Source organism: Tepidamorphus sp. 3E244 (assembly GCF_046159835.1).
Lineage (GTDB): Bacteria > Pseudomonadota > Alphaproteobacteria > Rhizobiales > Tepidamorphaceae > JACKJK01.
Genome location: NZ_JBJXCY010000002.1, coordinates 967,809 through 988,585 on the forward strand (window position 1 = coordinate 967,809; position 20,777 = coordinate 988,585).

Annotated in this window: 20 protein-coding genes and 1 tRNA gene; 11 read left to right on the top strand and 10 right to left on the bottom strand. The window is 64.3% G+C overall.

The window, feature by feature from the left end; all coding sequences use genetic code 11:
- Positions 1-26 precede the first annotated feature (26 nt).
- From ACKTEK_RS13295 to ACKTEK_RS13305, 3 genes are all read right to left on the bottom strand, one after another.
- Positions 27-263 carry a helix-turn-helix transcriptional regulator gene (locus ACKTEK_RS13295; protein WP_409165775.1) on the bottom strand — a complete coding sequence of 79 codons (237 nt, stop codon included), beginning with the start codon at positions 261-263 and terminating at the stop codon, positions 27-29.
- Between the two features lie 510 nt (positions 264-773).
- Positions 774-2,003 (bottom strand): tyrosine-type recombinase/integrase, encoded by a 1,230-nt coding sequence (locus ACKTEK_RS13300; RefSeq protein ID WP_409165776.1) that lies wholly within the window; start codon positions 2,001-2,003, stop codon positions 774-776.
- Between the two features lie 201 nt (positions 2,004-2,204).
- Positions 2,205-2,291: transfer RNA gene (locus ACKTEK_RS13305), tRNA-Leu, on the bottom strand.
- Positions 2,292-2,399: 108 nt separating this feature from the next.
- On the opposite strand from ACKTEK_RS13305, the gene ACKTEK_RS13310 reads away from it, so the two are divergent.
- Together ACKTEK_RS13310 and ACKTEK_RS13315 are read left to right on the top strand one after the other, a co-directional pair.
- Positions 2,400-2,981, top strand: a complete 582-nt coding sequence (locus tag ACKTEK_RS13310; protein WP_409165777.1) for a YqaA family protein — start codon at positions 2,400-2,402, stop codon at positions 2,979-2,981.
- 26 nt (positions 2,982-3,007) lie between these two features.
- Positions 3,008-3,526: a disulfide bond formation protein B gene (locus ACKTEK_RS13315; RefSeq protein ID WP_409165778.1), complete on the top strand. Its 519-nt coding sequence runs from the start codon at positions 3,008-3,010 to the stop codon at positions 3,524-3,526.
- 17 nt (positions 3,527-3,543) lie between these two features.
- Here the strand turns inward: ACKTEK_RS13315 and ACKTEK_RS13320 are convergent, their stop codons facing one another.
- From ACKTEK_RS13320 to ACKTEK_RS13330, 3 genes are all read right to left on the bottom strand, one after another.
- Entirely contained in the window at positions 3,544-4,101 is a 558-nt protein-coding gene (locus ACKTEK_RS13320; protein WP_409165779.1) for an HNH endonuclease, read from the bottom strand.
- A gap of 146 nt (positions 4,102-4,247) precedes the next feature.
- Entirely contained in the window at positions 4,248-4,910 is a 663-nt protein-coding gene (locus ACKTEK_RS13325) for an alpha/beta hydrolase (protein WP_409165780.1), read from the bottom strand.
- A gap of 70 nt (positions 4,911-4,980) precedes the next feature.
- Positions 4,981-5,649, bottom strand: coding sequence for a DNA-3-methyladenine glycosylase family protein (locus tag ACKTEK_RS13330; protein WP_409165781.1), 669 nt, complete (start codon positions 5,647-5,649; stop codon positions 4,981-4,983).
- Between the two features lie 93 nt (positions 5,650-5,742).
- On the opposite strand from ACKTEK_RS13330, the gene gluQRS reads away from it, so the two are divergent.
- A complete protein-coding gene (gluQRS, locus tag ACKTEK_RS13335; RefSeq protein WP_409165782.1) occupies positions 5,743-6,633 on the top strand; it encodes a tRNA glutamyl-Q(34) synthetase GluQRS in 891 nt (296 codons plus the stop codon).
- A gap of 55 nt (positions 6,634-6,688) precedes the next feature.
- Entirely contained in the window at positions 6,689-7,327 is a 639-nt protein-coding gene (gene tmpT, locus ACKTEK_RS13340; protein WP_409165783.1) for a thiopurine S-methyltransferase, read from the top strand.
- Positions 7,328-7,339: 12 nt separating this feature from the next.
- Here the strand turns inward: tmpT and ACKTEK_RS13345 are convergent, their stop codons facing one another.
- The gene (locus ACKTEK_RS13345; protein WP_409165784.1) at positions 7,340-8,272 is read right to left on the bottom strand and encodes an AEC family transporter; all 933 of its coding nucleotides are present in this window, start codon (positions 8,270-8,272) and stop codon (positions 7,340-7,342) included.
- 492 nt (positions 8,273-8,764) lie between these two features.
- On the opposite strand from ACKTEK_RS13345, the gene ACKTEK_RS13350 reads away from it, so the two are divergent.
- The 4 genes from ACKTEK_RS13350 (at position 8,765) to ACKTEK_RS13365 (ending at position 13,518) form a co-directional block, all read left to right on the top strand.
- The gene (locus tag ACKTEK_RS13350; protein WP_409165785.1) at positions 8,765-9,454 is read left to right on the top strand and encodes a GntR family transcriptional regulator; all 690 of its coding nucleotides are present in this window, start codon (positions 8,765-8,767) and stop codon (positions 9,452-9,454) included.
- On the top strand, positions 9,451-11,001 hold the full coding sequence (locus tag ACKTEK_RS13355) for an AMP-binding protein (RefSeq protein WP_409165786.1): 1,551 nt from the start codon (positions 9,451-9,453) through the stop codon (positions 10,999-11,001). The genes ACKTEK_RS13350 and ACKTEK_RS13355 overlap by 4 nt, the downstream gene beginning before the upstream one ends.
- Before the next feature lie 50 nt (positions 11,002-11,051).
- Positions 11,052-12,773 (top strand): thiamine pyrophosphate-binding protein, encoded by a 1,722-nt coding sequence (locus tag ACKTEK_RS13360; protein ID WP_409165787.1) that lies wholly within the window; start codon positions 11,052-11,054, stop codon positions 12,771-12,773.
- Positions 12,774-12,855: 82 nt separating this feature from the next.
- Complete coding sequence (locus ACKTEK_RS13365; RefSeq protein ID WP_409165788.1) at positions 12,856-13,518, top strand: class I SAM-dependent DNA methyltransferase; 663 nt, start codon at positions 12,856-12,858, stop codon at positions 13,516-13,518.
- Positions 13,519-13,560: 42 nt separating this feature from the next.
- Here the strand turns inward: ACKTEK_RS13365 and ACKTEK_RS13370 are convergent, their stop codons facing one another.
- The 3 genes from ACKTEK_RS13370 to ACKTEK_RS13380 all read right to left on the bottom strand — a co-directional run bounded on the left by ACKTEK_RS13370 (position 13,561) and on the right by ACKTEK_RS13380 (position 16,507).
- A complete protein-coding gene (locus ACKTEK_RS13370) occupies positions 13,561-15,546 on the bottom strand; it encodes a methylmalonyl-CoA mutase family protein (protein ID WP_409165789.1) in 1,986 nt (661 codons plus the stop codon).
- An 81-nt stretch (positions 15,547-15,627) separates the two neighbouring features.
- Positions 15,628-16,149 carry a hypothetical protein gene (locus tag ACKTEK_RS13375; RefSeq protein ID WP_409165790.1) on the bottom strand — a complete coding sequence of 174 codons (522 nt, stop codon included), beginning with the start codon at positions 16,147-16,149 and terminating at the stop codon, positions 15,628-15,630.
- Positions 16,150-16,210: 61 nt separating this feature from the next.
- Complete coding sequence (locus tag ACKTEK_RS13380) at positions 16,211-16,507, bottom strand: hypothetical protein (protein WP_409165791.1); 297 nt, start codon at positions 16,505-16,507, stop codon at positions 16,211-16,213.
- 259 nt (positions 16,508-16,766) lie between these two features.
- On the opposite strand from ACKTEK_RS13380, the gene ACKTEK_RS13385 reads away from it, so the two are divergent.
- The 3 genes from ACKTEK_RS13385 to ccrA all read left to right on the top strand — a co-directional run bounded on the left by ACKTEK_RS13385 (position 16,767) and on the right by ccrA (position 20,532).
- Positions 16,767-17,360, top strand: coding sequence for a hypothetical protein (locus tag ACKTEK_RS13385; RefSeq protein ID WP_409165792.1), 594 nt, complete (start codon positions 16,767-16,769; stop codon positions 17,358-17,360).
- The gene (locus tag ACKTEK_RS13390; protein ID WP_409165793.1) at positions 17,360-19,042 is read left to right on the top strand and encodes a methyl-accepting chemotaxis protein; all 1,683 of its coding nucleotides are present in this window, start codon (positions 17,360-17,362) and stop codon (positions 19,040-19,042) included. Before ACKTEK_RS13385 ends, ACKTEK_RS13390 begins: the two co-directional genes overlap by 1 nt.
- A 200-nt stretch (positions 19,043-19,242) precedes the next feature.
- The gene (gene ccrA, locus ACKTEK_RS13395) at positions 19,243-20,532 is read left to right on the top strand and encodes a crotonyl-CoA carboxylase/reductase (protein ID WP_409165794.1); all 1,290 of its coding nucleotides are present in this window, start codon (positions 19,243-19,245) and stop codon (positions 20,530-20,532) included.
- Positions 20,533-20,777: the final 245 nt, after the last annotated feature.

Here is a 20,777-nt window from a genome sequence, read left to right on the forward strand (position 1 = left end):
CCCGCCCCTTAGCGAGGCGGGGCATCTCAGGATGCCCCGTTCGCAATCAGCCTGCGGATGTCTTCCACCCGCCACGCCGTGGTGCGTGGACCAAGCTTTACCGGCTGCGGGAACCGTCCGGACTTCACGCCAGCCCACCAGGTGGACTTGGAAACCGGGATCGGCTGATTCGGGCCGATGATCTGCTTCAGCCGGACGAAACCGGTCTCGGGCAGGGTCGAATTGTGGATAACCTTGTCGCCGTCAGATACGGGGGTAGCCATGGCTGGCCTCCTATGCCGCGAGTGCCTGTCTGACGAACCGATCGACGCAATTTGCGTTGCTCGCATCGATCAGGCGGCGTAGGGTGATCCCGCTCAACCATGAGCACGGGGTTCGCCCCACACGAGCCGCTTCGACCTGGCAGGGTCTGGGCGGCTCTTTCTTTCGCCAGCACTATGTCGAACCACTCCGGACGCAAGCGAACGGATGCGGAACAACTAGATATTGCGGCGAATCAACTGCGGCGCACAAGCTATTGCGGCGAAGCTATCTGTGGTTGTGCACGGCTTACCACACAGATTTGGCCGGTATCGCACGGTTTCGGACGCTACTTTATCAACAAGCGCCCAAATCCACCGGTGGAAAATTGTTCCGGTTTATGACCGCTCACCACCCGCACCGGTCACGATTCGTCACGGCGCAGGGATTTGAATCCCCCCCCACTGTTGACAAATTAGCTGGTCAAGGAACGCCGGATATCTCGTACGGCCTCGCCTGAAGCGCACACAGCGCTAGCGTGATTTGCGGTCAAACGGCACGACTTCACCACCGTCTCTCAGCGTGTCGCAATGGTCCGCCCACCACTGGATCATGGCCCGTCGTTCGTCCAGATGTTCGCCACGGGCATAAGCGCGCCGCACATCATTGCCCTCGATGTGACCTAGCTCGCGCTCGATCGCATCACGGCTCCACCGTGTGCTCTCGTTCAGCAGCGTGCTGGCGGTGGCCCGGAAGCCATGCGCGGTCACTTCATCCTTTGTGTAACCAAGCCGTCGCAGGGCTGCATTGAGCGTGTTTTCGCTCATCGAACGTTTGACGGATGTGGTAGCCGGAAATGCCAGCGCACCGAAGCCGGTCATGTCCTGAAGTTCCAAAAGCAGCCGCACGGCCTGTGCAGGTAACGGCTTGCGGTGTTCGCGACGCATCTTTGCCCGCTCGGCAGGGATCGTCCAGATCGCCGCATCCAGGTCGAACTCGCTCCAACGCGCCAGTCTCAATTCGCCGGGGCGCGGGAACAGATAGGACATCAGCTTCAGGGCAATGCGCGTGGACGGCTGCCCCTGATAATCGTCGATCGCGCGCAACATTCCGCCGAACTCGATCGGATTCAGGATCGCCGCACGGTGCGTCACCTTCGGCGTGGTCAGCGCACCCTGTAACGGCTGCGCGGGATCACTTTCCGCTCGCGCCGTCGCGACCGCGTATCGGAATATGCGGCTGATCGTTGAACGCATTCGCTGAGCGGTCTCGTAGTTTCCCCGCCCCTCTACCGGACGCAGGGCCGAAAGCACGATCGCAGGGGAAATCTGATTGAGCGGCAATCTGCCAAGCTTCTTTGAGGCAAGCGCGACATACCAGCGAAGCTTCACCAGAGTTGCTTCGGATCGCCCTTCCCTTTCGACCTTCTGGAGATATTCGGCAGCGATGTCGGAAAATGTCAGCTTGACGGAAGCGGCTTCACGCTTGGCTGCCTTGCGAACTTCGATCGGATCGATACCTTCAGAGATTAACCGACGCGCCTTGTCGCGACGCTTCCGGGCATCCGACAAAGTCACTGCCGGATAGTCGCCAAGTGCCATCAACTTCTGCTTGCCACCGAAGCGATACGCCAGCCGCCAGAGCCGCGAACCGCTTGGCATCATCCAGAACTGAAGGCCACCACCATCGGACAATTTGCGGATGCTGGCACCCGGCTTTAGGGACCTCAGTCGCGCGTCACTGAGCTTGTTTGTCGAGTTCAAGCTTGCCAATTCAGCACCCCATTCTCACGAACGTTCCATGAACGAAGGGCGTAAATTTGCTGGCACGATACCAACAACGATACCAACAACTCCGCCGGATGGCTTTATACCACTCCGGACCGCATGAACCAACATGCCTTTGATTTGAATGGGAATTTCCGGACGGCACGAAACTTCATCGGACCGTAAAAAACCGGAAAGTGGTGCCCCAGGCCGGACTCGAACCAGCACGCCCGTGAAGGCAACAGATTTTGAGTCTGCCGCGTCTACCAATTCCGCCACTGGGGCACGGGTTGCGGGCTTAAATCACCGCGCGCGAAGCGTCAACGCAATCTCATCGTGCGGCAGGCCCAGTTTGCGATGGACACGGCCGCACCGCACCGCTAGAGGCAAGCCATGCTGCGCCGCCTCTACGACTGGACCATGCAACTGTCGGCCCACCCCAACGCCCGTTGGGGGCTGGCCGGTGTTTCGTTCGTGGAAAGCTCGGTCTTCCCCGTGCCGCCCGACGCCCTCCTCATCCCGATGGTGCTGGCCGACCGCACGAAATGGATCTCGCTTGCCTTCATCTGCACCGTTGCATCGGTGCTGGGCGGGCTGGCCGGATACCTGATCGGCGCGTTGCTCTACGAGCAGATCGCGCTACCCATCCTCGAATTCTACGGCTATGCCGCGAAGTTCGAGGACTTCGCCGCGCGCTACAACACCTGGGGGCCGTGGATCGTTCTGATCGCGGGCCTGACGCCCTTCCCCTACAAGGTCATCACCATCGCAAGCGGCGCGACGGGCCTGTCGCTGCCGGTCTTCATGCTGATGAGCATCGTTGCGCGGGGCTTGCGATTCTTTATCGTCGCATGGCTGCTGTACCGTTTCGGCGCACCGATCCGCAGCTTCATCGAGGCACGCCTCGGACTGCTGTTCACGCTGTTCGTAGTCCTGCTGATCGGCGGTTTCGTCGTGGTACGCTATCTTCTGTGAGCGGCATCGGCGGGGACGGGAGACACATGAGCGCAAATCAGCATTGGCGGATCCGCCCCTGGCGGCTAAGCGCGGTACTCGGCATCGGCGTCGCGCTGGCGGTCATCATCGGCGCTTGGGGCTTCCAGTTGATCGGCGGCCTGCCGCCCTGCCCGCTCTGCCTGACACAGCGCATTCCCTATTACACCGGCATCCCCGTCGCTCTGCTGGCGCTCGCCATCTCCTACACCTCCATGCCCGCAGCGCGCATACTGGCCAAAGTCGGAATCGGCGCGTTCGCGCTCGCCATGCTCATCAGTGCCGGACTTGGCGGTTATCACGCGGGCGTGGAATGGGGCTGGTGGGCCGGTCCCACAGGCTGCTCCGGCGGCACGGCAGGCGCCGGCACCGTGGGTGACCTGCTGAACCAGCTTGAGGATGCGCAGGTGGTGCGCTGCGACGAGGCGCCGATCCGCATTCTCGGCCTGTCGCTTGCCGGGTGGAACGTGCTGGCGTCGCTGGCTGCCGCAGTCCTTGCGCTGCGCGCCTTCCGGCGGATGCCCTGACGGGGTCTTGCCCGGCCTTACGGCTCCAGCTCGGTATCCCAGTACAGGAAGTCGACCCAGCTCTCGTGCAGGTAGTTCGGCGGGAAGCGCCGCCCGTTGCGGTGCAGGTCGTTGACCGTCGGCTTGAAGGGCCGCTGCATCGGGAACATGTCGATGTCGCGCGGCATGTGCCCGCCCTTGCGCAGGTTGCAGGGCGAACAGGCGGCGACGACATTGTCCCACGTCGTCTGCCCGCCATGGGCGCGCGGAATGACGTGGTCGAAGGTCAGGTCTTCGGTGGTGCCGCAATACTGGCAGGTGAAGCGGTCACGCAGGAAGACGTTGAACCGGGTGAAGGCCGGGTGCCGCGCGGGCCGCACGTAGCTCTTGAGGGAGACAACGCTTGGCAGCCGGATCTCGGCGGTCGGACTGCGCACGCTGCGGTCGTATTCGGAAACGATGTTGACGCGGTCGAGGAAGACCGCCTTCACGGCGTCCTGCCATCCCCACAGGGATAGCGGAAAGTAGCTCAGTGGCCTGTAGTCGGCGTTCAAGACGAGTGCCGGACAGGCATCGACAGGTGCGACCGCGTTCAACCGCTTCCCCCGTTTTTCAAGGAGGCCGGCGTATCGCAGGCGAGGACCGCCTGCGCTCGTAAGCTGCCGACCTCTGACACGGGGATAGTGTATATGCGTCGTGTCAGTCTTGTGAAGCCGGCATGGGAAAACGTGACCGGGGGTGTTCAGCCCTTGAGGTTGGAGGCGAGGAAGTGGCCGGCAATCCGCAGGCCCTCGCCGTCGATCCCGTGGCCGATTCCTTCCGAGATGTGGAACTCGACCGGCACTTCCGCCCCGCTCAGGCCCTGCAGGGCCATGAACAGCATGTGGATCGGAATGACATCATCGCGGTCGCCGTGGACCAGCAGCAGCGGCGGGCGCGACTTGAGATCGCCCTTCAGGTGTTCACCGCCCGCCAGCGCGCCGGAATAGCCGACGATCGCGCCGAGCGGATTGGCGCGGCGCAGGCCGACATGCAGCGCCATCATGGTGCCCTGGCTGAAACCGACGAGCGCCACGTCCGAATCACGTAACCCGTAGCGGTCGCGCTCGCGGTCGATGAAGGCATCGAGCCCTGGTCCGGCTTTGGTCACACCGCGCCAGTACTCGTTCGGGTCGCGGAAGGTCAGGTCGAACCACTGCCGCCCGCCCCCGCCACCGGCCATGGCGCACGGCTCGGGCGCGTGCGGAGAGACGAAGGCCGTGTCCGGCATGTTCGTCGCCCATTGCTGGCCAAGCTGGATCAGGTCGTTCCCGTCGGCACCGTAGCCGTGCAGGAAGATGACGAGCTTGCGGGGCTTCTGGCCGTTCGCGGGCGGAAGCCGCGGGCCGTCGAGGTCGAGCGCCATGCGGAGAACCTTGCAGAATTTGAGATCTTCGTGCCCGGTTATCGCACTTGGACTTTTTTGCGCAAGGGTTTCACGAAGTTTGGGCCACAGGCGCGCCTGCCCGGCCCTTTTCGAGCGCGTAATAGGCCCACAGCAGATGCGCCGCCGCACCGCGATAGGGCCGCCACCCATCCGCACATGCAATCGCTTCCGCCCCGCGCGGCCGCTCGTCCAGTCCGCGCAGCATCCGCACGGCCTCGACAACGGCAAGATCGCCCGCGGGCCAAGCGTCGGCACGGCGCAGGCAGAACAGCAGGTAGACGTCCGCCGTCCACGGCCCGATCCCCGGCAGCGCGGTCAGCGTCGCGTGGACGGCGTCGTTCTCAAGGGTTTCGAGCCGCGCAAAGTCGAGCGTTCCGTCCTGGACAGCACCTGCCATCGCGCGCAGCGTGCGCACCTTGGCGCGCGACAGCCCGCACGCGATCCCGAGCGTCTCATCGCTCGCAGCCTCGATTGCTTGCGGATCCACGCGCCCGAGCGTAGCGATCACCCGGTCCCAGATGGCACGGGCCGCCGCCGTCGAGACCTGCTGCCCGGTGACGATGGCAGCGAGCCCCGAAAAACCGGCTTCGCGCTGGCGCAGGGGCGGCACGCCGCACAAGGTGACGAGGCGTGCCATCGCCTCGTCACGCGCGCCCAGCCGTTCGCAGGCCTCGGCGAGGTCGCGCTGGGTTTTGAAATGCGTGATGGGTGTCGTCATGGCCCGTCTTGCTTCTTGCCCACGCGCATACCCTGCCGCGCCCGCTCATGCTAGGACGAAGCACCCGGCCCATCTGCCAACAACGCATGTGCCATGCCACCGGTTTTCCGTTTCGCGCCCAGCCCCACCGGGGGCCTGCATATCGGCCACGCTTATTCCGCGCTGCTGAACGAAAAGCTGGCTCGCGAGGCCGGCGGGCGCCTGCTGCTGCGCGTCGAGGACACCGACACGACGCGCTGCCGACCGGAATTCGTGGATGCGATCTGCACCGATCTTGACTGGCTCGGTATCCGCTTCAATGGCGAGACGCGGCGACAGTCGGAGCATTTCGAAACCTACGAACAGGCGGCAGGCCGCCTGCGCGAAAAGGGGCTGCTCTATCCCTGCTTTGCCTCCCGCTCGCAGATCGCCGAGTCCGTCGCCGCCCGCCAGGCGGCGGGCGAAGGTTGGCCGCGCGACCCGGACGGCTCGCCGATCTACCCCGGCCTCTGGCGCAATGCCCCGCCGGACGTGGTCGCTGCGCGGATCGCTGCCGGCGAACCGCACGCATGGCGCATCGACATTGCGCGCGCGCTTGACGGTATCGCGGCTGACGACCTTGCCTTCGAGGAATATCCCGACGCCGACGCGCGCGAGACGACGCGCGTCACGCGCGACCCGGCCGTGTGGGGCGACTTCGTCATCGTGCGCAAGGATGCGCCCGCGAGCTTTCACCTTGCCGGCGTGGTCGACGAGGCCTTGCAGGGCGTGACTGACGTGGTGCGCGGCTCCGACCTGCAACAGGCGACCGGGCTTCACCGCCTGCTGCAACATCATCTCGAATTCAAGCCGCCGCGCTACCGCCACCACGCGTTGCTGACCAGCGAGGACGGCGAGAAGCTGTCGAAATCGCGCGGCAGCCAGACGCTTGCCGCCTTGCGCGAAAGCGGGCACACCGCGCAAGACATTCGCACGCAGCTCGGCTTCTGGAACGCTCGTCTTTGAGTGCTATGTCTGGGCTGACTTCGATGAAGAACTCCAACCTTCAGGAAAGGCCAACATGGAACCGTCCTTCTGGCATGAGCGGTGGCAGGAAAACCGGATTTCCTTCCACCTGCCCGAACCCAACGACCTGCTGACCGGCCATTTCGATGCGCTGGGTCTGGAGCACGATTCCCGCGTCTTCGTGCCGCTGTGCGGCAAGTCGCACGACCTGGGTTGGCTCCTCGACCAGAGCCACCGTGTGGTCGGCATCGAGTTGAGCGAGATCGCCGTGCGGGACGCCTTCAAGTCGCTCGGCCTCGACCCCGACGTTCAGGATATCGGCGACCTGACCTATTTCCGCGACGGGCCGCTGGAGATTTTCGCAGGTGATATCTTCAAGATGACGATGGACGATCTTGGCGAGGTTGATGCGATCTACGACCGCGCAGCCCTCGTCGCGCTGCCGCCGGAGATGCGCACCGACTACGCCCGCGCGATGGTCACGCTCACCGGCGCGGCCCGCCAGCTGCTCGTCTCCTTCGACTACGACCAGTCGACCATGGACGGCCCGCCCTTTTCGGTCCCGCGCGCCGAGATCGAGAGCCTCTATTCCGGACACTACGATATCAACCTGCTCGAAAGCATCGACATTTCCGGCAAGCTCGCTGAGCGGTGTTCGGGCAAGGAAGAAGCCTGGTTGCTGACGCGCAGCTGAGGGTCGCGCGCCTCAGTGCGCCAGCAGGAAGGCGAGCCAGAGCGAGACGGTAATCACCGCAAGCCCGGTGACGAGACTGACGCCTGCCGAGGCGATGGGAATCGCCTTCGGGTAGGGCAGCGCGATCAGGTAGGCGTTCATGCCCGTCGGGCAGGCCGCGACCAGCACAACCACGTTGGCCCACATCGTCGGCATGTCGAAGACCCAGTGGCTGAGCGCGTAGGCAATCGCCGGGTGGATCACCAGCTTGCCGAACGCCACCATGAACAGCGCGCCCGACAGCTTGCCTAGGCCGGTGCGACGCACCGCGAGCCCCATCGCCACCAGCGCGCAGGGCACGGCGGATTCGGCAATCCAGCTGATCATTCGGTTCGGGATGTCCGGCAGCGTCCAGCCCATCAGGTTCACCGTCAGGCCGAGCGCCAGCCCGAGCAGGATCGGATGCCGCAACAGCCCGGCGAACGTCTTCAACATGGCAGCGCCCTTGCTGCCCGCCCCCTCGCCCTCGATCATCACGGTGGCCAGCAGGGCGGCGAAGGGCAGATGGATCGACACCAGCAGGAAGAGCGGGATCAGCCCTTCTTCGCCGTATGCGGAATCGATCAGCGGAATGCCGATCAGCATCATGTTGGAAAACGCCGCCGTGAACCCGCCGATGACGGCGATGGCCCGCTCGTGTCCCATCAGCTTCAGCGAGAACTGGACGACGGCCCAGGCCGAATACATGGCGACGAAATACGCGATCCACAGTTCCCAGTCCGGCTGCGACGGCAGGTCGGCCTTGGACACGGCATTGAAGATCAGCAGGGGCAGCGCAAAACGATGCAGATAGTTCTCAAGCCCGCGCCCCGTGCCTTCCGGGAAGAACCCCAATTGCCCGAGCACGAACCCGACCCCGACGAGGCCGAAGACGGGCAGGACAATCGAGACGACGGTTTCAAGCAACGCAATAGGTCCGGACAGGCGCGTGAGTGAGTGTCCCTGATTAAAGCGGATTGCCGCGCTTGGCGAGGGCGGAAGCGCGCACAGCGCCCATGCGCGGATTCACGTCTTCTTCAGGTTAAAACCGCGAAAGCATGTTTGTTCACGGCACTTTAGGACGCCTCCCGCATTGTCGTTCTCAACAAACAGGGAGGCGACGCCTCTGCACCGGTGCCAAGCCGGGCGGGGGCGTTTCCATTTTCAGGGTGGCGTTTTCTTGTGCGCCCTGAGCGCAAAACGCCCCACCGCTTTCTCTCACGCCTCTTCCAGTCGCCGATCCGCCAGCCAAAGCCATGCCGCGCAGTTGCACAGCCATCATGCTGCTGCCCGCGCATTCTCACCTTCTCTTCCAGCCCGCAAACCAGCAGCTATTCCTGCCCACAGGTCAGCACGACTCCCCTTGCGGCAAGCACCCGCCTTGTGGTATTTGCATTCTGAATTCAGAGTTCAGAGGCGATGCAACAGATCACGCCCCTTCCAAGCCTTGGCGACCGCGTCTACACCGCGCTGCTGGACCAGATCTGTTCCGGCGCGCTGCCGGCCGGGACGCATCTGGTGCAGGAACAGCTTGCCGCGCGCCTTGGCGTGTCGCGCCAGCCGGTCCAGCAGGCCATGGCGCTGCTCAAGGCCCACGGAATCGTTCAGGAACAGCCCGGTCGCGGCCTTGCCGTCGCGCCGCTCGACCTCGACGAGATGCGTCACCGCTACGACATTCGCGCCAGCCTCGATGAACTCGCCGCCCGTCTTGCCGCCAGGCGCGTTGCCGCCTCACCTGCGCTTGCCACGCAAATCCGCAAGCAGGGGGAGGCAATCCTCGATAGCGGCCGCAAGGCCGTCGCCGACGACGATCTCGGCGCGATGATCGACCACGACGTCGCCTTCCACGAATTCCTCTACGAAATTTCCGGAAATCCGCTGCTGGGTACGACCGCCGACCTGCACTGGCACTACCTGCGCCGGGTGATGGGCGAGGTGCTGCGCTACGCCGCCCCCGGCCCTGCCATCTGGCAGCAGCACGAAGGTATCCTCGACGCCATCCTCAAGGGCGACAACAAGGTGGCAGGCGACCGCGCCCGTGCCCATGTCGACAACGCGGCCTCGCGCCTGTCCGGCGCATTTGCTTCGCGTCAGGCGCGCGCATCATGAAGGACCTGCTGAACCTCGGCGAAATGTTGAGCGTCCATGCGCGCCTGCGCCCTCAGAAGACCGGCGCGCGCGACCTCGAACGTTCCATGACATTCGCCCAGTGGAATGCCCGCGCCTGCAAGCTGGCAAACGCCTTCGCCGGGCTTGGCCTGAAGAAGGGCGAGCGCATCGCGGTGCTTGCCTACAACTGCGTCGAGTGGGCGGAAATCTACGCCGCGGCTGCCAAGGCCGGCATGGTCATCGTGCCGGTCAACTTCCGGCTGCTTCCCGCAGAAGCCGCCTATGTCATCACCGATTCCGGCGCCAGCGCCGTCATCGCGCAGGACGGCCTGCACGAGGTGATCGACACCAGCCGCGACGATCTCGAGATCTCATCCGACCGCTTCATCCATTTCGGCGGCACAACGCCCGCCGGCTGGCGCGCCTTCGAGGACCTGATGGACGAGGCCCGCGACAGCGAGCCGGGCATCGCGGTCGACCCCACCGACCCGTGGACGCTGATGTACACCTCCGGCACCACCGGCAAGCCGAAGGGCGTCGTGCGCAACCACCGCGCCGGTGCGCGGCTTTCCATGCTGACGGATATCGAACTGTCTCTGACGGCCAATGACGACGCGCTTCTCGTCATGCCCATGTGCCACGCCAACTCGCTCTATTTCTTCGGCGCGTTCAGCTACATGGGCGCGACGACGACGATCTATTCGCGCAAGAGCTTCGACCCCGGCCACGCGCTGGAAACCCTCGGCTCCATCGGCTCGACCTTCACCTCGCTGGTGCCGACCCATTACATCATGATGCTGGCGCAGGCGGCCTCCGCCAAGCGGGTGCCGAACCTCGACCGCGTCACCAAGCTGATGATCTCGTCTGCACCGGCGCGCGCCGACACCAAGCGCGAGGTGATGGAGGTCTTCCGCAATTCCGGGCTTTACGAACTCTATGGTTCGAGCGAGGCCGGCTGGGTGACGATGCTGCACCCCGACGAGCAGTTCGACCATCTCGGCACCGTGGGCCGCGAATGCGTCGGCTCCGCCCCGATCCGCCTGCTGGACGAGGACGGCAACGAGGTGCCCGACGGCGAACCCGGCGAGCTCTATTCCTGCAACGCCTACACCTTCGACCGCTACTGGAACTTGCCGGACAAGACGGCGGAGGCCTTCCGCGGCGACTACTGCACCGTGGGCGACATGGCGCTGCGGGACGAGCAGGGCTTTATCCGGCTCATCGACCGCAAGAAGAACATGATCATCACCGGCGGGGAGAACGTGTACCCCTCGGAAGTTGAGACCACGCTCGGCGCGCACAACCAGGTGCGCGACGTCGCCGTGATCGGCGTGCCCGACGAGAAGTGGGGCGAGCGCGTTCACGCCGTCGTCATCCTGCATGACGGCGCGACCCTGACCGAAGACCAACTGACCGAGTGGTGCCGCGACAAGGTCGCCGGCTACAAGCGCCCGCGCTCGGTCTCCTTCATCACCGAGGACGAGATGCCGCGCACCGCGACCGGCAAGATCCTCCACCGCGAACTCAGAAACCGCTTCGCCGACTGACGCGGCCCTGGCCGCGTGTGCCCGCGTACACAAACAAGAGGAAACCCCCAATGCAGACCATCGACCTGAACAACGATCCGAAGGCCTGCGCGGCCCGCATCGCGGAGTTCCTGAAAGCGCGCGGCGTCGACCGCGTCTTCGGCCTGCAGGGCGGCCACATCCAGCCGATCTGGGACAACCTCGGCAAGCATGGCATCCGCATCGTTGACGTGCGCGACGAGGGTGCCGCTGTCCACATGGCCCACGCCCATGCCGAACTGACCGGCGAACTGGGTGTCTGCATGGTCACCGCCGGTCCCGGCGTCACCAACTGCGTCACGGCGATGGCCAATGCCAGCCTCGCGCGCATGCCGGTGCTGCTTATCGGCGGCTGCACCTCCCGCCCGCAGGCCAACATGGGCCCGCTGCAGGACATTCCCCACGTCGATATTCTTAAGCCCGTCTGCCGCCAGGCGCGCACCGCGCGCGTCGCCGACCAGGTGCTGCGCGAACTCGATGAGGCCGTCTCCAAGGCCTTCGGCGACATGGGCGAACCCGGCCCGGTCTATATCGAGATCCCGACCGACGTCCTGCGCACCCACGTGGCGGATGAACTGGTCCTCGACGACTGGATGCGCCCCAAGCCGCAGCGGCAGATCGCGCCCGAACCCGAAGCGGTGCAGGCGGCAGCAGACGCCATCTGGTCGGCCAAGCGCCCGCTGGTGATGACCGGGCGCGGCGCCAAGGGCGCGGCCAAGGAACTGGTGCAGCTGCTGGATGCCTCCGGCGCGCTCTATCTCGACACGCAGGAAAGCCGTGGCCTCGTCCCGGCAGACCACCCTGCCTTTGTCGGCGCGGTGCGCGGCGCGGCCATGAACCAGGCCGACCTTGTTCTCGTCATTGGCCGCAAGCTCGACTACCAGATGGGCTACGGCTCCCCGGCGGTCTTCCCCGGCGCACGCTTCATCCGCATCGCCGACAATGCCGGCGAGCTTATCGACAACCGTCGCGGCGACCCGGAGATGCTCGCAACGCCGGCGATCGCGCTGAAGGCCATTGTGGAAGCCGCCGGCAACCGCGAACCCTCCGTCGACCGGGAATGGTCCAACGGCCTGCGCGCCAAGCACGAGGAGCGCAGCGGACCGAAGGACGTCCCGCAGACCGGCGATGACGGCGCGATCCACCCGGCGGCTATCTTTGCTGCCATCAAGGAAAAGGCCGATCCGGACTTCATCGCCATTGCAGATGGTGGCGACCTGCTGAGCTTTGCCCGCGTCGGGCTGGAAGCGAAGACCTACATGGATGCCGGTGCCTTCGGCTGCCTCGGCGTTGGCGTGCCCTATGCGGTGGCAGCGTCCCTCGCCTACCCGGACAAGCAGGTCATCACCGTCACCGGCGACGGCGCTTTCGGCATCAATGCCATGGAAATCGACACCGCCGTGCGCCACGGCGCCAAGTGCGTCTTCATCGTCTCCAACAACGCAGCGTGGAACATCGAGCGTTTCGACCAGGAGACGAACTACGGCGGCCGCGTCGTCGGCACCACGCTGCGCCATTCCGACTATGCCGGGATGGCGAAGGCGCTCGGCGCGCACGGCGAGCGGGTCGAAGACCCCGCAGACTTGCCGGCGGCCATCGAACGCGCGCTGGCCAACGCCCCGGCGCTGGTCGATGTGGTCACCTCCCAGCGAGCGGTCTCGTCCGACGCCCAGAAGGGCCTCGGCTTCGTGCCGGATTACCAGGCGCTGACGGCGTGGGATGACGCGGAGCGCAAGCGGCGGGGTGAAATCTGATCGGAACGGATTCGGTTCAAGGGGCATTCATCCCCATGTGACAATTGCCAGGCACGGCAATTGGATGTAGGTCAGGTGCCCCATGAACACGTCCCACTCTTCCGACAATTCGCTCCAGCGTTCGCCGCTGGATAAAATCGAGTCCGCCGTCCGTGGCGTCTGGAAAGGCGGCATCCGCGCGCTCTACCGGTTCTGGGCCGGGAAGTACGAGACAACGATGATCTCGCGCTTCGGTTACCAGGCACCGGAGTTCATCGCCCGCGCTCTGGCCCCGCTGATGCGGGAAGGCACCGCCCGCGTGCTGGATGTCGGCTGCGGCACCGGCCTCACGGCGCTGGCCCTGCTGGAACACCGCAAGGACACCATCGACGGCATCGATTTCTCGCCGGAGATGCTGGATAAGGCACGCGAGCGCGGCATCTATGCCGACCTGCACACCGCCGACGTGACCAAGCCGCTGCCGATCCCGAACGGGACCTATGACGCGGCGATCTCGTCGGGCCTGTTCACACACGGCCACGTCGGCGCGGAAGCCATTCCGCATGTCCTGAAGGCGATCAAGGCCGGCGGTCTGTTCGGCTTCACGGTCTACTGGAAGGTCTGGGAACGCGCCGGTTTTGCCGCGATGCTGGAAAACCTCGAAAAGGCCGGCACCATCGAGATTCTCGTCAACGAGCAGGAATCTCACATGCGCGCCATCGAGCACCAGAAGATCCACACCGTCGTGGTCCGCCACAACGGCTAGGCGCGGTTCTTCGTTGGACGAGAATTCGAAGGCGGCCTGTCCTCAGGCCGCCTTTTCGCTTCCCGCTTCGACGATGCGCACGATGTCGGCCATGATCGCGTTGAGCTGGAAATCCTTCGGCGTGTAGACCGCCGCGACCCCCATTGCCTTCAGCGCCTTCTCGTCCTCCGCGGGGATGATCCCGCCAACGACCACCGGCACGTCGTCGATTCCGGAGGCGCGCATGCGCTCCATCACGTCGCGCACCAGTGGCACGTGACTGCCCGACAGGATCGACAGGCCGACAACGTGGACGCTTTCCTCCAGCGCCGCGTTGACGATTTCGGCCGGCGTCAGGCGGATGCCCTCGTAGACGACCTCCATGCCGGCATCGCGGGCGCGCACAGCAATCTGCTCCGCGCCGTTCGAATGCCCGTCAAGACCCGGCTTTCCGACGAGGATCTTGATGCGACGACCGATCTTGCCCGACACCGCGTCGACCGAGGCCTGTACCTCGTCGAGACCATCGGTATCGGCGCGCGCCGAACGCCCCACGCCGGTTGGCGCGCGGTACTGGCCATAGACCTCGCGCAGCGTCTCGCCCCACTCGCCCGTTGTCACGCCGGCCTTGGCGCACGCAATCGACGGCTCCATCACGTTGCGCCCCTCCTGCGCGGCAGAGCGCAACTCGGCCAGCGCGGACTGGACCGCCTCGTTGTCCCGGTCAGCGCGCCACGCGTTGAGCCGCTCGATCTGCTCGCGCTCGACATGCTCCGGCACGGTCTGGATGGTGCCCTCGCCGGTCGCCAGAGGTGACGGTTCGCTGTCGGTATAGGCATTCACGCCGATGACCTTGAGCTCACCGCGCTCGATGGATTCAAGCCGGCGCGTGTTGGATTCAACGAGCGCCCGTTTCATGTAGCTGTTGTCAATGGCCGCCAGCGCCCCGCCCATGTCGTCGATGCGGGCAAGCTCGGCGCGCGCTTCTTCCTTCAGCGCTTCCACCTTGCGGTTCATCTCGGTGGAGCCTGCGAAGATGTCGCCATATTCCAGCAGGTCGGTTTCGTAGGCGACGATCTGCTGCATGCGCAGCGACCATTGCTGGTCCCACGGTCGCGGCAGCCCGAGTGCCTCGTTCCAGGCCGGAAGCTGCACCGCGCGGGCGCGCGCATCCTTCGACAGCACCACGCCGAGCATTTCGATCAGGATGCGGTAGACGTTGTTTTCCGGCTGCTGCTCGGTCAGCCCCAGCGAGTTCACCTGCACCCCGTAGCGGAAGCGTCGGAACTTCGGGTCCTCGACGCCGTAGCGCGATTGCGTGATCTCGTCCCACATGTCGACGAAGGCCCGCATCTTCGCAATCTCGGTGATGAAGCGGATGCCGGAATTGACGAAGAACGAGATGCGCCCGACCACGGTGGGGAAATCTTCATCCGGCACGCCGCCCCCGGCCTTCACCGCATCGAGGATCGCGATGGCATTGGCCAGCGCGAAGGCCAGCTCCTGCACCGGCGTCGCGCCCGCTTCCTGCAGGTGGTAGGAGCACACGTTCATCGGGTTCCACCTGGGCAATTCCCGGTAGGTCCAGCCGATCGTGTCCGTCGTCAGCTTCATCGAGGGCACCGGCGGGAAGACGTAAGTCCCGCGCGACAGGTACTCCTTGATGATGTCGTTCTGGGTCGTGCCCGAGAGCGCCTTGCGGTCGGCGCCCTGCTCGTCGGCGGTCGCCACATAGAGCGCCAGCAGCCACGCTGCCGTCGCGTTGATCGTCATCGAGGTGTTCATGGTGTCGAGCGGGATGCCGTCGAACAGCGCCCGCATGTCGCCGATATGGGAAATCGGCACGCCGACCTTGCCGACTTCGCCACGCGCCAGCGGTGAATCGGAATCGTAGCCGGTCTGTGTCGGCAGGTCGAAGGCGACAGACAGCCCGGTCTGCCCGCGGGCGAGATTGGCCCGGTAGAGCGCGTTGGAATCCCTGGCCGTGGAGTGCCCCGCATAGGTGCGGAAGATCCACGGCTTGTCCCGCGTCGTCTGGTCGTTGCTCATCTGATGTCCCGCAGCATGTCCGAAATTCCCCTTATCAAGACGAATTCCGCGCTGCAGCGCAACATCAACGATGGTTCAGGCTTACTGTTGCGGAGGGCGAACCAGTTGCGGCGCATGACGCCGGATGGCGGCTTCGATGGAATCCACCGTCCCCTCGTTGCCCGCGATGATGACCGGGTAGCCGGGCATGTTGAGGAGTTTGCCGAGCCATTCCTGGAACTTCAGCGCGAAGATCGGGTCCACCACCGTGGTGCTGTCTTCCTTCAGGATCACCGCAAGTGACCGCTGCCGGTACCAGTAATAGGGAATGGCAAGAATCTGGTCCCACGGGATCGGCTCGCGCGTCAGCCGCCGGTCGAGGAACCCCGCCTCGCTGACTTCGATCGTCGGCTCGCTTGATGACAGGCGGAACCGGATGTCCGACAGGAAGGCAAACGACGTTGCCATGAGAAATCCGGCTGTCGCGAGCACGAAGGTGCCGAAGATGGCATCCTGCGAGAGAACCATCGCTCCGAACCCGACGCCGCCGATCGCCACGACGAGTTCCACAAGCCAGAACAGCCCGGTCACTCTCAGCCGGGATGGAATGTCACGAAATGCCACGGAAGCGTTCCTGCCCATCGTTTTTATCTTTGTCTGCCTTCCTTAGCAGACAAGATACGGTTCAAGGCAAGAGCTTGTTTTTGAGCGAAGCCAGGATGATGAACATCGTGAACGCGCCGGCGATAGCGGTGAGAATGACCGGCAAACCCTCGTCCCAGAAATAAAAGCCCGCCTTTTCGGCAGCAAAAAGCCCGCTCAAGCCGCCAATTTCCAGAACCATCACATTGAGGAAAATTCCGAACCCCCAGTGTTCCAGCGCCCAGTCGAGCGCATATCCGCTGACCATGGCGAGGGCGGCGAGGAGGACGAAATACTGGGTCGGGGTTTCATCGAGAAAGACGAGATCGAGATACGGCACGGTCGTTTCCGGTGCTGGTCAACGTGCCGCAAGCCTAGCGCACAGCGATTGCGGAACAGTAAAGCCGAACCTCTAAGCAGCCGCCGACCCGTTTCACAAGCCGTGCCCAGATCAAGAGCCGATGCCGGATTCTTACGCAGCGTATCATTCGCATTAACGTCATATTTTACATTTTTGCCGCAATTAGAGGCATTCGACACCCAAGGAACCCGAGGTCAGAATGCTAGGGAAAAAGTTCTGTGCTGTGGCGGCGATCAGCTTGTCCGCATTTCTTGGCTGCTCGACTGCTTTTGCGCAGTCGCCCCAGCCGAACCCCGAAAAGGTCATTTCCAAGGACTTGATCGAGTCCGTACGCAGCTGGATCGACACGGACGTCGTGCGCGAATCCATCGTTGCGCAGAACCGGCGATATGCCGCGATCTCGCAGGACGAGGTCGATGCGCTGGACAAGCAGTGGCGCGCCGAGCGCGAGGCGGACGACAAGCCGCTGATCGCAGCCACGCTGTCGAACCCGCTGTCGGTCTATCTGAACCGCGTTCAGGGCCGTTCGCTGGGCATGTTCTTCGAGATCATCGTCATGGACGACAAGGGCCTGAACGTTGGCCAGTCCGCCGTGACCGGCGACTTCTGGCAGGGCGACGAAGCCAAGTTCCAGAAGACCTTCCCCGAAGGTGGCATGGAAGCCTTCATCGACGAGGCGGAATGGGACGAGGAATTCAAGATCTGGCGCGCCCAGCTCAACATCCCCGTCTATGACAAGTCCGGCTCCAAGAAGATCGGCGCCGCCACTGTCGAGATCAACCTGACCGAAGCGCAGCGTCGCTTCGGCTCGCAGCCGCAGGATGCCTTCTGATGCTTCGCAACATGTCAGTCACCCTGAAGGGTATTCTCGCTTTTGCGACCCTTGCCGCGATTTCCATCGTGGCCAACGCAATCGTCTTCTTCGCCTCCACCCAGGTTGCGAACGAGACAGCACACAACAACGCACTGGGCGCCACCACGCAGTCGGCAACCAATGCGGAACTCTCCGTCCTGCAGCAGATCAGCGACATGAAGAGCTTCCTGCTCACCGGTGACCGCACCTGGGTCGCCGGCATGGACCAGCAGCAGGAAAAGACGGCCGAGCTGTTCAACAAGCTTCGTGAAGATGCAGCGGTCAGCGAGACGCCGATCGAGCAGATCAACGTGATCGAAGCCGACTGGCAGACCTGGTCGAAGGATTTCGCGGATCGCCAGATCATGCTGATGCGTGACCCGCAGACCGTCGACATGGCCCGCGTCATCGAGGTCGGCGGCGAAGGCACCGCGATTGCCAACCGCATCGTCGACCAGTTCAAGGCCCTGCACGACCAGCTTGCCAACGCGCAGGCCGGCGTTGCTGCCGACCAGCAGTCCCAGCTGACCTTCATGAAGTGGGTCACCATGGTCGCGACCGTCGCCATCGTCGGTTTCGCCGCCCTGCTCGGCCTGCTGAACAACATTCTCGTCTCGCGTCCGATCTCGCAGATCGCCCGCAACGCCCACCAGATCGCCGAGGGCGACCTGGAGACCGAGGTGTTCGGCATCGGTCGTCGCGACGAGGTTGGCGAAATGGCCGGCTCCATCGCAGTGTTCCAGGAGAATGCCCGCGAGAAGCTGCGCCTCGAGCGCGAGCAGGCAAAGGTCGACGCCGACCGCGAGGCGGAAAAGGCCGCGATGATGGCCGAACTGGCGAATTCCTTCGAGGCATCCGTCGGCTCCATCATCCAGCAGGTCTCCAGCGCCGCAACCGAGCTGGAAGCTGCTTCGCAGTCCATGGCCGGTACCGCCGAGGGCCTCACCGACCAGGCAAACTCCGTTGCCACGGCCTCTGAACGCGCCACCGACAACGCCCAGTCCGTTGCCAGTGCCGCCGAGGAGATGTCGAGCTCCGTTCAGGAGATCGGCCGCCAGGCAGAGGAAAGCGCCAACAAGGCCGACCTCGCAGCCCGCGAAGCCGACCAGACGGTCGAGAAGGTCAACGCGCTGTCCGAAGCCGCCGAGCGCATCGGCGCCATCGTCGGCCTCATTCAGGACATCGCCGAGCAGACCAACCTGCTGGCCCTGAACGCCACCATCGAGGCCGCACGTGCCGGTGAAGCCGGCAAGGGCTTCGCGGTCGTCGCCGCCGAGGTGAAGAACCTCGCGTCCCAGACCGCCAAGGCGACTGTCGAGATTTCCGAGCAGATCTCGGCGATCCAGTCGGCGACCGACACCTCCACGTCGGCCATCCAGACCGTCGCCGGCACGATCAAGGACCTGAACACGATTGCCGCACAGATCGCGGTCGCGGTGGACGAGCAGTCCCAGGCGACGAACGAGATCTCCAGCAGCATTCAGGTCGCTGCCGCCAGCACGCAGGAAGTCACCGGCAACATCGTCCTGGTGACCGAGGCCGCAGCCCAGTCCGGTGCAGCAGCCAACCAGGTGCTGTCTGCCTCCGGCGAGCTGTCGCGCCAGTCCGAGATGCTCTCCGCGCAGGTGCAGAGCTTCTTGGAGCGCGTTCGCGCTGCCTGATCCGACGTATCAACGTCCACGACGAGAAAACCCGGCGTTCGCGCCGGGTTTTTTGTTTGCACTGCACAATGAAGGTTGCCATGCTTCGACGAAGGCCGATTAAGCCTTCGTAGCATAGCGCGGCGAACGGAATTTCCGATAATCGCCGCCAATGCCCGGCCGCAAGAGCCAGATCCCTTCTTTCCAGTGGAGCCGTGACCATGTCCACAGCCGCCGCCGTTCAGGACGACAAGCCGACCGCCGAACGCAAGGACCTCTACGAACTGGGGGAAATCCCGCCGCTCGGCCACGTGCCGAAGAACATGTACGCCTGGGCGATCCGCCGCGAGCGCCACGGCCCGCCGGCTGATGCCATGCAGGTCGAGGTGCTGCCCACCTGGGAACTCGACAGCCATGAAGTGCTGGTTCTCGTGATGGCCGCCGGCGTCAACTACAACGGCATCTGGGCCTCGCTCGGCGAGCCGGTTTCCGTCTTCGACGTGCACAAGGTGCCCTATCATATCGCCGGCTCCGATGCCTCCGGCATCGTGTGGGCCGTCGGCTCCAAGGTGAAGCGCTGGAAGGTCGGCGACGAGGTCGTCATCCACTGCAACCAGGATGACGGCGACGACGAGGAGTGCAACGGCGGCGACCCGATGTTCTCCTCCACACAGCGCATCTGGGGTTACGAGACGCCGGACGGCTCGTTCTCGCAGTTCTGCCGCGTGCAGGCCCAGCAGCTGATGCCCAAGCCGCCGCACCTCTCCTGGGAAGAAGCCGCCTGCTACACGCTGACGCTGGCCACCGCCTACCGGATGCTGTTCGGCCACGCGCCGCACCACCTCAAGCCCGGCGACAACGTCCTCATCTGGGGCGCATCCGGCGGTCTGGGTGTCTTCGGCGTGCAGCTGTGCGCCGCGGCCGGTGCCAACGCGATCGGCGTCATCTCGGATGAAGACAAGCGCGACTACGTGATGAGCCTTGGTGCGCGCGGCGTCATCAACCGCAAGGACTTCAATTGCTGGGGCCAGATGCCCAAGGTCAACACCCCCGAATATGCCGACTGGCTGAAGGAGTCGCGCAAGTTCGGCAAGGCGATCTGGGACATCACCGGCAAGGGCAACGACGTCGATCTCGTCTTCGAGCATCCCGGCGAAGCGACCTTCCCGGTCTCCTGCCTCGTAGTGAAGCGCGGCGGCATGGTCGTCTTCTGCGCCGGCACCACCGGCTTCAACATCACCTTCGACGCCCGCTACGTGTGGATGCGCCAGAAGCGCATTCAGGGCTCGCACTTCGCCCACCTCAAGCAGGCGAGCGAGGCCAACCAGTTCGTCATCGACCGGCGCGTCGACCCGTGCATGTCGGAAGTCTTCCCCTGGGACCAGATCCCCAAGGCTCACACCATGATGTGGAAGAACCAGCATGCGCCCGGCAACATGGCGGTTCTGGTGAGCGCGCCGGTGACCGGCCTGAAGACCCTCGACGACGTGATCGAGGCAAGCCAGGGCTGAGCTTTTCCAGCCCCCCGATTGACGTAACGGCGTTAACCACAAACACGCTTGGCCGGACCGCGCGCCTTGGCGCGGCTGGCCACCTTGGCTAAGGTAAACGGAAGGTTAACCCGATAGCGCGGTTTTTGCGGTATCGGCCCCCGCTTCCGTCCGTTCTCGTGTCCATTGCAGCCATGCAATCACCCTGACGACGGCCTTGCGGGGTCGTCGTCGGGCAAGGGAACCTTATGTTCCCGGTTCCAAGG